The 13025-nt window shown below is 55.8% G+C and carries 9 protein-coding genes; 5 read left to right on the top strand and 4 right to left on the bottom strand.

Features of this window, described 5'->3' with window-relative positions:
* The first annotated feature begins 6 nt into the window (after window positions 1–6).
* Together J3U88_RS31625 and J3U88_RS31620 are read left to right on the top strand one after the other, a co-directional pair.
* The gene (locus J3U88_RS31625) at window positions 7–3285 is read left to right on the top strand and encodes a S41 family peptidase (RefSeq protein WP_207863028.1); all 3279 of its coding nucleotides are present in this window, start codon (window positions 7–9) and stop codon (window positions 3283–3285) included.
* A 114-nt stretch (window positions 3286–3399) separates the two neighbouring features.
* Window positions 3400–3732, top strand: a complete 333-nt coding sequence (locus tag J3U88_RS31620; protein ID WP_207863027.1) for a DUF6572 domain-containing protein — start codon at window positions 3400–3402, stop codon at window positions 3730–3732.
* 245 nt (window positions 3733–3977) lie between these two features.
* Here J3U88_RS31620 and J3U88_RS31615 read toward each other — a convergent pair whose 3' ends face one another.
* Window positions 3978–5603, bottom strand: coding sequence for an NAD(P)/FAD-dependent oxidoreductase (locus tag J3U88_RS31615; protein WP_207863026.1), 1626 nt, complete (start codon window positions 5601–5603; stop codon window positions 3978–3980).
* Between the two features lie 398 nt (window positions 5604–6001).
* On the opposite strand from J3U88_RS31615, the gene J3U88_RS31610 reads away from it, so the two are divergent.
* The 3 genes from J3U88_RS31610 (at window position 6002) to J3U88_RS31600 (ending at window position 10175) form a co-directional block, all read left to right on the top strand.
* On the top strand, window positions 6002–7084 hold the full coding sequence (locus J3U88_RS31610) for a UDP-N-acetylmuramate dehydrogenase (protein ID WP_207863025.1): 1083 nt from the start codon (window positions 6002–6004) through the stop codon (window positions 7082–7084).
* A 140-nt stretch (window positions 7085–7224) separates the two neighbouring features.
* Window positions 7225–7821, top strand: coding sequence for a gamma carbonic anhydrase family protein (locus J3U88_RS31605; protein ID WP_207863024.1), 597 nt, complete (start codon window positions 7225–7227; stop codon window positions 7819–7821).
* An 80-nt stretch (window positions 7822–7901) separates the two neighbouring features.
* Complete coding sequence (locus J3U88_RS31600; RefSeq protein WP_207863023.1) at window positions 7902–10175, top strand: carboxy terminal-processing peptidase; 2274 nt, start codon at window positions 7902–7904, stop codon at window positions 10173–10175.
* 667 nt (window positions 10176–10842) lie between these two features.
* On the opposite strand, the gene J3U88_RS31595 is transcribed toward J3U88_RS31600, so the two are convergent.
* From J3U88_RS31595 to J3U88_RS31585, 3 genes are all read right to left on the bottom strand, one after another.
* The gene (locus tag J3U88_RS31595; protein ID WP_207863022.1) at window positions 10843–11271 is read right to left on the bottom strand and encodes a hypothetical protein; all 429 of its coding nucleotides are present in this window, start codon (window positions 11269–11271) and stop codon (window positions 10843–10845) included.
* Window positions 11272–11781: 510 nt separating this feature from the next.
* Complete coding sequence (locus J3U88_RS31590; RefSeq protein WP_207863021.1) at window positions 11782–12150, bottom strand: VOC family protein; 369 nt, start codon at window positions 12148–12150, stop codon at window positions 11782–11784.
* Window positions 12151–12207: 57 nt separating this feature from the next.
* Window positions 12208–12885: a hypothetical protein gene (locus J3U88_RS31585; protein WP_207863020.1), complete on the bottom strand. Its 678-nt coding sequence runs from the start codon at window positions 12883–12885 to the stop codon at window positions 12208–12210.
* Window positions 12886–13025: the final 140 nt, after the last annotated feature.

Here is a 13025-nt window from a genome sequence, read left to right as displayed (position 1 = left end):
GTACACATGTTGCATTGCTTTTCAAGACGACTCACCCGTTTTTTGCTGTGTTTGACGGTGATGACGGTGTTGGGTCTGCCCCTTTCCGCCGAAGAGCCGCCGTTCGCACGCCAACCGGCCGTCAGCCCCGACGGCGCCTGGGTTGCTTTTTCGTTTCAGGGCGATATTTGGCTGCAAGCGATTGAAGGCGGTGTCGCACGCCGCCTCACCATTAACGAGGCTTTTGACGAAAACCCATTTTTCAGCCCGAACGGGAAACAGATCGCCTTTAACAGTGATCGCGGCGGCAACCGCGATGTTTGGGTGGTCGACGTCCAGGGCGGCACGCCCAAACGCCTGACCTTCCACGATGCGGACGACGCGCTCTGCGGTTGGGTCGACGACAAACAGGTTTTGTTCGCCACCAATCGCGCCCACGCCCCATTCGGCTGGCTGGACGAATTTATGACGGTCCCCCTCACGGGCGGGACCCCCACCTTATTTATGGACGGTCTCGGCCACGAGGGTTCGATTTCCCCCGACGGCCGTTACATGGCGTTCGTGATCGGTGCCACCCGCAAATGGCGCCGCCACTACCGCGGCCCCGCCAACCGCGAACTTTGGTTGTACGACATCAAAAAGAAGAGTTACCACCAACTTACCGAATTTGACGGCACGGACGACACCCCGCGCTGGACCGGGAAACGCACGTTGGTGTTTCGCAGCGACCGCAACGACCTGTACAACCTCTACCGCTTGGAACTGGATAACACGGGCAAACCCAAGGGCGATGCGGTGCTGATTACGGAAGGCAACGACGAAAATATTCGCACCTTCGCCGCCTCGGCCGACGGCTCGGTCTTGGTTTACGAACGCGACACCCGCTTGTTCCTGCAGCGCGCGGGCGAAAAGAATTCGGCCCCGCTGGCGATTAACATCACCCGCGACAGCCGTTTCCCCAACCTGGAACGTCAGGTAAAAAGTGACGGTGCCGGGGATGTGGCCGTCTCACCCAACGGCAAGCTGATCGCCTTCGCGATTCGCGGCGAACTTTATTTGGTCCAAAACGACGACAAAAAAAGCCGCACGGTTCGCCTGACGCAGAACCCGGCCTTTGACCGTAGCCCGGTTTGGCTGGACGATGAAACGCTGGTGTTTGCCTCGGATCGCGCGGGCCAATACGATCTCTACGCGCTTAGCTCCGCCGACGATGACGAACCCAACCTTTTCAAAACGCTGGACTTCAACCTCACCCGACTGACCGAAACCGAGGTTGACGAAACCGACCCGCTACCCTCGCCCGACCGCAAGAAGCTGTTGTTCCTGCGCGACGAATCCCATCTGATCGTGGCCGACTTCGCCGACAAGGCGCTTAGCAACGAAAAAGCCCTGTACGAGGGTTGGTCGCCCCCGGACGATCTGAGTTGGAGTCCCGACAGCCGCTGGGTCGCCTACGTCCAGGAAGACCTCACCTTTAACAACGACATCTACCTGCAACCCATCGACGGTTCACGACCCGCTACCAACGTCAGTTTGCACCCGCGCGTTGACCGCCGGCCGATCTGGAGCCCCGACGGCAAAAAACTGGCCTTTTCCTCAGCCCGGGACGGCACCGACCACGACGTGTGGCTGCTGTGGCTAAACAAAGAGGACTGGCTCAAAACCAAGGAAGATTGGGACGAAAGCGAGGACGAAGAACCCAAAAGCAAAGGCAAGGGCAAGGGCAAAAAAGACGACGCTGAAAAAGACAAAGACGGTGACGACGAAGAAGGCGAAGAGGAGAAGGAAGACGCGGGTGTTGAAGCGATCACCATCGAATTCAAAAACATCCACGAACGGCTGGTCCAGGTCACCCGCACCTCAGGCTTGGGCGTACCCATCGCGTTTGATGCCGACAGCAAGATGATCTTCTTTGGCGGCAACCAAGCCAAAAACGCCTTTTTCCCCAACAAACTCTACAAGGTGAATTGGGACGGTTCCAAACTGGAAGAAATTGCCGACAGCCCGGGCTTGCGCGGTCTGACCGTGGACGCCAAGGCTAAGAACCTCTTCGCCGCGGTCGGTCCCGGCAAAATTAAACGTTTTAGCTTGCCCGACGGCAAAAGCAAAAACATCAAATTCCGCGCCCATCTCACCATCGACCACCGTGCCGAAATGGCGCAAATCTTCGACGAAGCCTGGCGCATGATGGACCGCGGGTTTTACGATCCCCAGTTCCACGGCGCGGATTGGGACGCGGCCCACAAAAAGTACCGTGCCTGGGCCTTGCGCGCCTCGACCCGCCGCGATTTCCGCGACGTATTCGGCATGATGCTGGGTGAACTCAACGGCAGTCACCTGGGCATGTTCGGCGGCGACCGCTACGAAACCGAGGACGAGGTCAGCGGCAAGCTGGGCGTCACCTTCCGCACCACCAAAAAAGGACTCGAAGTAGCCCATGTGATCGAAGACACGCCGGCTGATCGCCCGTCGTCCAAACTCGCGCTAGGCGACCGCATCCTCGCGGTTAACGGTGAAACGCTGCAAGCCGACCAAAACATCTACGAGCTGTTGATCGGCACGGCCAAGGAGAAAACCGTCCTCCAGGTCGCCGACAGCAAAGGCGAAGAACGCCGCGTGGTCATCCGCCCGCTGGAATCGGTTCGCACCGAGGTCTACGAGGAATGGGTGGATGAACGGCGCGCCCTGGTTGAGAAGTACTCAAACGGCCGGCTCGGGTACGTGCACATCCGCGGCATGAATCTGTCCAGCTTCTACACCTTTGAAACCTCACTGATCGCCCAAGGCCAAGGCAAAGAAGGTTTGGTCATCGACGTCCGTTACAACGGCGGCGGCTGGACCACGGACTACATGATGATGGTCTTGAGCGTGCGCCAACACGCTTACACCATCCCGCGCGGCGCCGCGGCCGATTTGGAGAAGGAAAAAGCGAAATTCGCCAAAACCTATCCGTACGGCGAACGCATGCCGTTCTCGGCCTGGACCGCCCCGGCAATTGCGCTCTGTAACCAGTACAGCTACTCCAACGCCGAGATTTTCAGCCACGCGTTCCAAGCAACCGAGCGCGGTCTGGTGGTCGGCCAACCCACCTTCGGCGCGGTGATTTCAACCGGCGCGCGTACCATGATCGACGGTACCCGCGTGCGCCGTCCTTACCGCGGCTGGTACGCCAAGGCAACCGACAAAAACATGGAAAACGGCCCGGCCGTTCCCGACGTGATTGTCCCAGAAGGCCCGAATGAAGCGGACAGCGACCCCCAATTAAAACGCGCGGTCGACGAACTGCTCAAACAAATCGGGGGCTAGCCGGCTCCCAACCAACAATCGAAGGGGAGACAGCGGTCTCCCCTTTTTTTGTGTCGCCCTAATTTTTCGCCGGGCATGCTATAAACAGAGAACCAAACACCATGGAGGTTGATGATGACGATTCTCGAGGCGGATAAGGTCGATTTTATCGGTGTCGACCGCGAAAGCGGCAAGGTGGTTCTGACCATTAGCGATCACCTCCACTGGAACGAGGACCCCGACCGTCACGAGGCGCTGTTGCGCACCAAAATCGCTTCCTACCGCGCGTTCATCGAAAGCGGCAACCTGGTGACGGCTTATCCCGACGCGGAACACCGCGACCCGGTCATCAATCTGATGAGTCCCGGCCGTTTTAACACCCAAGGCCGCGCGGTGTACGAAGAACTGCATAAAGAACTCAAAGAAGCGGGCATCGAACTCCGCAAAGGTCTGCTAGAAAATTATTAAGGCGTTTCTCATAATTTCGTGTGTGATTACCATTGCGACAACCAAGAAGTGATGTTGCCGCGCTACACCATTTTTCGGCCCCTGAAAGACCGGGTCGATTGCTACACCTTCTCACCGATCACCGGTCTGTTTGAAATTGACGCCGAATCCCAGGGCTCTTTCCCGCTGATCCAACGGGATCCTCGCTTAGGGAGGAGGGACGTTCCTGTGCCCCTCGTTTGAACCTTCGACCCGAATGCGCTGTTTTAGGGTTCGCCGATGAGTATTTCGGCCACGCGCAAACCGTCCACCGCGGCGCTGACAATACCGCCCGCATAACCAGCCCCCTCGCCGATGGGGAAGAGGCCGCGCACGCCCTCGGCCTCAAAACGCGCGTCGCGGGTGATGCGAATCGGCGCACTGGTGCGGCTTTCCACGGCCAAAATGTTGCCCTCGCTGCTCGCATAACCGGCAATCAAGCGATCAAAGCGTTTGAAGGCCTGCTGCATGGGGGTCGCAATCCAATGAGGCAAGACGTCCCAGAGGTCCATCGCCTCGACACCCGGCCGAAAATGGCCGGCGGCCAATTGTCCGCTCGCCTTGCGTTTGACAAAATCGTCAATGCGCATGGCCGGCGCCCGAAACGGCTCCTTGACCGCGCGGAAGGCAACGGCTTCTAAATCGCGTTGGAACTGGATGCCCATCAGCGGATGTTCCTGGTAACCCTCGGCGATCAAATCCTCGGGCGTTACCTGGACCACAATGCCGGAATTGGCAAAAGGCGCGGAGCGATTGGCATTGCTCATGCCGTTGATCGCCATGTGTTCGGGTTCGGTGGGACTGGGAACAATGAAACCACCGGGACACATGCAGAAGGAATAGACGCCGCGTTTGCCGATACGGGGGTCGTCAGCCTGGTGGGTCAAGCGGTAGGCCGCCGCCTCCAAGTCGCCCGGTGGTTGCGGGGTGCCGAATTGCGACTGGTTAATCAGGGTTTGCGGATGTTCGGCGCGCACACCCACGGCAAAAGGTTTGGGTTCGATGCGCACCCCGTCCTGGTGCAATTGCGCCAAGGTATCGCGGGCCGAATGGCCGACAGCCAGCACCACCGCGCGCGCCGCTATGAAAGAACCGTCGGCCAGTTCCACGCCTCGCGCGCTTCCTTTTTCGATCACCACGCGGGTAACCCGCGCACCGAAGCGCACATCGGTTCCTTGCGCGATCAGGTGCAGGCGCATTTCCTTCACCAGCTTCACCAATTTATCGGTACCGAGGTGGGGATGGGCGTCTACCAAAATTCGTTCGGGGGCACCAAAATCCACCAAGCGACGGTACACCCAACGCACAAAGGGGTGTTTGATGCGGGTATACAGCTTTCCGTCGGTATAGGTGCCGGCACCGCCCTCCCCAAAACACACATTGCTTTCGGGGTCCAAAACGCCGTGGGAACGCAGTTGACCGATATCGCGCATGCGCGTTTCCACCGGTTTGCCGCGTTCCAGGAGCACCGTGGGCACACCCGCCTCACACAAAGCCAAGGCCGCGAACAATCCGGCGGGGCCGGCCCCAATCACCACCACCGGTTTCTCGGCGGGGCGCGGTTGCGCAAGCGGTAAGGTCTCGGGCCGCGGCACCTCTTTTGGATCGCGCTCCAGCTTTTTGACCTGGTTCGGCAACGGTTCCGCGAGTGCCGTTCGCGTCGTGAAAGCCAGGTTGACCACGCGAAAAACACGCGGTTTCTTGCGGGCGTCTATCGCCTCGCGCACCAGCGTGACCGAAACAATTTGGTTGGTTTTGATCTTAAGCTCTTTGGCAATGCGGCCGGGCAAAAGGCCCGGCGCTGCTTCTACAGGGATTCTCAGGTTGTTTATTTGGTACAGAAAAGAAGTCAAAACAGGACTACCCCACACATTGGTCCCAAAACGCGCCGGCCACACCCTTGGTGGGACACGCTGAATCGTTTGGGCTGCAAGCGTCGCCGTCGGCCGCGCCGCCGCCCAACCGCACAGTATACCCGAGTGGCCGCGTCACGGCGAGCCTCCCGACACGGCGATTCAGTTACAATAGGCTGTTCACGGGGTATCCTTATACCTAAGAAGCGCGATAAGCGTGAGGGATTTTAGCTAATGATCTGGTGCGAAATGGTTTGGAAAAAGCGGACCGGGGTCGCGCACGACACGCACCCGCCGGGTGCGATGAGCATTTTTACAGGCCGTTGCAGCCCAGAGGATTAGCTAAAATCACCACGAGTTATCGCGTTTCTCAGGTTATATAAAAAGGACGGACATCGATGGTTGATCCGCTTTCCCAAAACAGGCTCGGCATTCAAGAACAGGTTCCCTTGGCACCCATGACCACCATCGGCATCGGCGGCCCGGCCAAATATTTCGCGGCGGCCCATACCCGCGAACAGCTCCAAGCACTGATTGCCTGGGCACGTGCGCGCGACCTCGCCTTTTTTGTGCTGGGCGGCGGCAGCAACCTGCTCTTTGGCGACGACGGCTTCAACGGCTTGGTGATCCACATGCAACTCAAGGGCATCGATTCGGTGCCCCTCGACGACGGCCGCGTGCGGGTTACCGCCGCGGCGGGCGAGAATTGGGACGCCTTCACCGCCTATTGCGTCGCCAAAGGTTGGGCCGGAATCAGTTGTTTGTCCGGGATCCCCGGCTTGGTCGGCGCCGCGCCGATCCAAAACATCGGCGCCTACGGTCAGGAAGTCGCCCAAACCATCTTCGCGGTAACGGCGCTTGACCTGGAAAGCGGCACCATCCAGCGGCGCAACAATGCCGACTGTGAATTCGCCTACCGCGACAGCATCTTCAAGCGCCGGCTTCGCGGCCGGGCCGTGGTTCTGTCCGTAACCTTTGACCTCAAACCAGGCGGCACACCCCAGCCGACCTACCCCGAGCTGGTCAAACGCCTCGACGGCCAACTCGACCTCGCGACGGTACGCGAGACGGTTCTGGCGATCCGCCGTGAGAAATCGATGGTCGCGGACGCGGACGATCCCAACGCACGAAGCTGTGGTTCGTTCTTCACCAATCCGATGATCGATGCGGCGGCGTACGCGGCCTTCCAGGAACGTTGCCCGACCGACCACCCGGCTTGGCCGATGGATGGGGGCCGCGTCAAATTGTCGGCCGCCTGGCTGATAGAGCGGTCCGGTTTCCACAAAGGGTACGTTGCCGGGGGCGCGGGCCTCTCCCAAAAACACTGCCTCGCGGTGATTAATCGCGCCAATGCCAAGGCTTCCGAGATCCTCGCCCTCAAAGAGACGATTCAACAGGGGGTTTTGACCACCTTTGGCATTGAACTTGAACCAGAACCCCTTTTGTTAAGCGAAGATCCGATTTGGTCGAAAAATTGTTGAGCCCTTTCCTGTAGAATAGAGGATCAGCCTTCCCCACCACACGGATTTCGCGGCGCCTCTCGGCGACCCCCGACGCTTCCTTCGGCGACGATGCACCCGCGTCATCCGCGTCCGGCTTAGTTTTCCCCAAGGAGTGTGTCATGCAACTTTCTCTGCCCCATCTCGCGCAATCGCCCGAAATCCCCGAGAGTTGTTACGTCGATATCAGCGCCCGCATCAACGGCGACGTGGTTTTCGGTGAACAATGCAGTATTTGGTTCCATGTGGCCATTCGCGGCGACGTCCATCAAATTCGCGTCGGTAAACGCACCAACGTACAGGACCACTGTACCTTTCACACCTCGTTCGGCATGCATCCCCTCACCATCGGCGACGACGTCACCTTCGGTCACCATGTTCTGGCTCACGGCTGCACCATTGAGAACCGAGTCCTGGTCGGCATGCACAGCACGGTCATGGACGGCGCGGTCATCGGCCACGACAGCATGATCGGCGCGGGTAGCTTGGTCACGGAAGGCAAGCACTTTCCGCCCGGCGTTTTAATTCTGGGACGTCCCGCCAAAGTGGTGCGGGAACTCACCGAAAAAGAGAAAGCCATGCTGATTGAACGTTCCCAACATTACGTCGCTTACGCGGCCGCTTACCAAGCCCAAGGTCAGTTCACCACCTGGGCCGACAACCTCTACCGTAGAGAAGCTGAAGCCAGGCAGAAACGCCTCGTCGGCGCCTCCGCCTAAACCCGAAGCGTAACTTTTAACACCGCGTTTCGTAAGGAAAACCTTAGAATCATAAGAAGTCTCGAAGCACTGGGGGTCCCATGGTCTATCGCAAAATAATTGTTCTCTTGTTGCTGTGTTTGATCGTCCCAAGTTCGCTGCTCGCGGACAAGGACATTCAACCACCGCAACATCTTAAACCCGTCGAATACCAACCCTACGTGGCTTCGCTGGTCTCAAACTACCTAAGTATTTACCACTACAGCGGTTTGGACCTCAACAACGAGACCTCGAAACGTATTTTTAAAGAATATCTGGAGACCCTGGACTACAACCGCCTCTTTTTCCTCGAGTCGGACATTCAAGAGTTCAGCGCTTGGGACAGTGAGTTCGACGACTACCTGCGCGTTATCCCGGCCAACCTCTCCAAGGCCTACACCATGTACAACCGGCTGCGCAACCGCGTCGACCAACGTGCCGACGTGATCCTGAAACTGTTGGAAGAAGATTTCGATCTTGAAAAGGACGAAATGTACCAACCGGACCGCAGCAAGGCGGATTACGCCAAAACCGAGGCCGAACTCAACGCGCTCTGGCGCCTGCGCCTCAAGGCGGAAATGCTGCGTTTCAGCCTGCAAGGCACGCCCAAAGACGAAATGATGGACATCCTGCGCAAGCGCTACGCGCGCCTGAAGCGCAACAACAGCGATGTCGACGCCACCGACGTGCTGGAAACCTTTTTGGCCTCGGTTTGCCGTAGCTTTGACCCTCACTCCTCCTACCTGAAACCCATTACCAAAGAGAACTTCGACATCGAAATGGGTCACTCCTTGGAAGGCATCGGCGCCACCTTGCGTTCCGAGGGCGGTTACACCGTGATCCAAGCGCTGATGAAAGGCGGCCCCGCTTTTGAAAGCGGTCAGGTTGATCAAGAAGACAAAATCGTGGCCGTCGCCCAAGGCATGGACGGCGAATGGGAAGACATCGTCGACCTGCGCCTGGACAAGGTGGTTCAAAAAATCCGCGGTCCCAAGGGCACCACGGTCCGCCTGAACATGATTCCCGCCGATGCGGCCGATTATTCCGAAACCAAAGAAGTGATCCTGGTACGCGACAAGGTAAAAATTACCGCCATGGACGCCCGTGCCGAGATTCGCGAAATCGAAGGCCCCAACAACCAGTCGATGCGCGTGGGCGTGATTGAAATCCCCAGTTTCTACATGGACACCCAAGCGAAGATCGCGGGCGATCCCAACTACAAGTCAACCACCCGCGACGTACGTCGCTTGATCCGCAAACTGGAGGCGGAAAAAATCGACGGCTTGGTGCTTGATTTGCGCCAAAACGGCGGTGGTGCCTTGGACGAGGCCATCGAATTAACCGGTCTCTTTATTGAAGAGGGTCCGGTGGTTCAGATCAAAGATCTCAACGGCCGCATCCGCGTCAACAGCGATCCCGACGAGAACATCGTGTACCGCGGCCCGCTGGCGGTATTGACCAGCGTGTTCAGTGCATCGGCCTCCGAAATCTTGGCGGGCGCCATCCAGGACTACGACCGCGGTCTGGTGATCGGTTCCAAATCAACCCACGGCAAAGGCACCGTTCAAAACGTATTCTCACTGCAAACACCGCTGAACAAACAAATGCGCCGCGCCTTCACCGAGGACGTCGCCGGCGCTTTGAAAATGACCACGCTGAAGTTCTACCGCATCTCCGGCGGTTCCACCCAATTCAAAGGTGTGGTGCCCGACGTGATTTTGCCCTCCCCCTACGACGATCTGGAAGTGGGCGAGGAGAACCTGGAGCACGCATTGGCCTGGGACGAAATCAAGCCGGCCGACTACACCAACTTCCGTATGGTTACCGCGTTGGAGCCAACCTTACGCGCCAACTCGGCCAAACGCATCGCCAAAGAACCGGAGTTCGGTTATCTAAAAGAAGACCAGGCGTATCGCCAAGCGCAGCGCGACCGCAACACCCTGTCCCTGAAGTTGAGCGAGCGCAAAGCAGAGCGCGAGCGTTTGGAAAAAATCGACGACAACCGCAACGAGGCGCGCAAACAACGCAAGAGCCTGATCAAAATCGAAGGCAAGTTCGTGCTTGAGAACGATCAAGTGGTGCCTGATGAAGAAGAAGTCGTCGCCAAAAAACCCAAAAAAGACGACGCCGAGGCGGCTGAGAAACCCGAGGGCGAGGACGCAAGCAAGGTCGCGAAAAAGGATAAAAAAGAGGACAAGGTCGAAGTCCCCGACTACATCCTGGAAGAAGGCCTGTTTGTTTTGCGCGACTTCATTTGGCTGACCAACGAAGGCATCGCGGGCGTCTCACCCGGCACCCGCCCCCTCAAGGAGAAAAACCCTTCCTTGGTACCCTAAACCCCAACCAAACGCAAATAACCTAAAAGACCCGCGTCTCGGCGCGGGTTTTTTGTTTTTGGGCCAACGTTCCGCCGGGTAGACCCATACCCATGGCGAAAACGACGAACCCAGCATGGCGCCTTGTCGGCCAAGGATGCTGCCAGGGAGATGATTCTGTTGGCAAACGAAGGAATGCACCGAAACCTTGCGCGCCATGGCGGCGCCCGAGTTGGACCAACGCCATGGATTTGACGGCCGGATCTTCACCACCACCGACACCTACCTGGCCACCTTTGAGCAGAACACAGGATCATTCGAACGGTATCATGAGTGATATGGCTTTTGCTTTTGGTCTCCTAAGCCCTTTTCGGCGAAGGTCCAGCTCGAAGTCAGCATGGGTGTGTTGTATTCAAAAACTCTTTGTGGGTTTTTGCTGCTGTCTTCCGATCAATTATAGGGGCAATCTTTACTCGAAAGAGCGATAAGCTTCTTGATTATTGAAGACCATTTTTTCGATTTTCGCATCGAGAATTGATGACGACCTCCGTCAAAAGAAATATCGAATTCCATCATGACTTTGCAAGTTGATAACTGCAAAGACCTTATCTCTTCTTTAAGAACTATTCAATTAAACCAAGCTTTGGAAAAAAGTTGGGAATGGGCAGATATCCACAATGCTTCATTGTTAAATTTCTTTTTTCTTAATATGAAACAGTGGTTCAGGGCCAGGTTGGTCTATATTGATTCGTCCCGGATAAACCGTCATATTTGAGTTTGAAATTTCATGAATTTTAAATATCAAAAGATTAGAAAGGTCATCTATTAAGCAATCATTAACACGGTCCCATCCAATTATGTAAATGGGTCCAGGATCAAGAATTTCATTTAACGCTGCCTCGTTACCTTCGTATTCATCAAGCACCGCATCATCAAGGTCAGCCACTCCATGTTCTCGCGAGATATTCAAGCTAAAATCATATCCAGGGATATCTACATACATCCATTCGTAAACGTTTTCATAACCATAATCAAGTGATTCCTCTGAGGCGTCAGCCAAAAAAAGCTGTCCAAATTGTAAGAGGCTAATTTTTAATTTATCAACTTTTAAATACACTAAATTATTCCTTTTTTTTCAGCTCTCACAGAAGTTTAACTGATTTATAGAGGGGGAGGGGGTAATGTGTTCTTTTTTCTTGCATGGTCCCTCTTCCGCTCTTATTCCTTACATAGCCTTTTCAAAAGCAATTCTTGCAGTGGAAACGAGGCTGCCGAATTTAGATTTGGGACTTACCAGAGCACCAACTGGGAAACGTTCCCAACTCTTTCTTTGGGGCTACCTGATTGTCGGCATCGACCTTCCTGGAGTCCTCCAACTATTACATAGAAATTGGGGAAGTGGATTCCTATATGGCCGCCGGCCGGCCAGTTTAGATTTCTTGAGGAATGGCGCCGACAGACAACAAGATCAGATCGACATGGTCAAATCATTTTGACCAGTTGCCTTGGAGGTAAGCGAACCAGTGACGGAGGCACGGTCAGCGTCGGTCTTCGAAACCAGTGAACCCCGGACAGGCTGGCTCGGGTAGGCCCGCGTGGCGGGACGACGGTCAACCGCGGCGAACTGTTAGACCTCAGATTCGTGGCAAACGACCTCGATATTGTGCCCGTCCGGGCCAAGGACGAAGGCCGCATAATATTGTCCAGTGTAGTTCGGACGCAGTCCGGGCGCTCCATTGTCTTTGCCGCCTGCCTCCAACGCCGCGCGATAAAAGGCTTGGACTTGTTCCCGATTCTCGGCTGTGAACGCTAGATGGAGATGTCCTGGTTTTTCCCCGGCTCTTCTGAGACATAGTGAAGACTTGCCGTCCGCGCTGAGTTCGACTCCGAGCGGCCCTTCCGAGATTATGGCGATTCCGATTGGCTCAAGTGCCTTAAGGAAGAATTCTTTGCTCGCAGCATAATCGCTGACTCCGAATACGACGTGGTCAAACATGAGTTCTCCAAATATCTCCAGCGAGACCTTAGCCGAAAAGGTATCTGCTCAGTTTTCCTAGAGGCGGCAAGCCCTTAAAAAGTTAAACGCGAGAATCTTCTCCGTGATTTCAGCCCTTACCCTGTCCAAACCACAGCGAACCATCTGTCCCAGGTTTACCAATTTTTTCAGCCACTGAATTAACCGCTCTAGTTTCGCTAAGAGGCTTGATTTTATCGACTTCCTGCCAGCTTCTTTCTTTATGCGTTTTAACTCTTCGCTCATGTCTTGGCTGGTATACTCGGCAAGGTCAATGACTTCCTGGTAAAGCGCTCTACGGTGTTCTTTTGCGCCGTTCCGGCCCCGGGCGTTTGAGATCTCGAAATCCAGTTTTTTCAGGTCACTAAGCCTTTCCTCAATACCAGAAACAGCCATGTTTCCAACGCCGACCTGGTTTAGTTTTTGACCAGGTCGCCAGATTCGCTCGATGAAGCCGGAGATGAGGGCTGAATCCTTGGACCATGCAGCATGAGCGTTAACCGCCGTCGATTCAACGACTTGTTGCCGAAAATCATCTTTATCTTCTTTAAGGATCAACTTCAGCTGCGCGTCAAGGTCAGCACGGATAAGCTCAAGAATGCCAGGGTAGTGCAAAAGAAGCTTCCTTGCTTCTTCAAGATAAAGAGCAAGCGGCGTTCGTGGCGCAACAACACACAAATATTCGGCTGGCGGGATGTGATAGTCTTGCCGTTCCATAATGCCCACATTATAGGCAAAAGAATGAGAAGAAATAGCCTGAAATTTAATATATGAGTGATATTACATTTGCTTTTGGTCTCCTAAACCCTTTTCGGCGAAGGTCCAGCTAAGCAGACCTTTGAACCGGAACAACAAGG

The sequence above is a fragment of the Acanthopleuribacter pedis genome (assembly GCF_017377855.1).
Taxonomy (GTDB): Bacteria; Acidobacteriota; Holophagae; order Acanthopleuribacterales; family Acanthopleuribacteraceae; genus Acanthopleuribacter; species Acanthopleuribacter pedis.
Note: the sequence above shows the minus strand (reverse complement) of the source record. Positions and strands in the feature narration are given on the sequence as shown.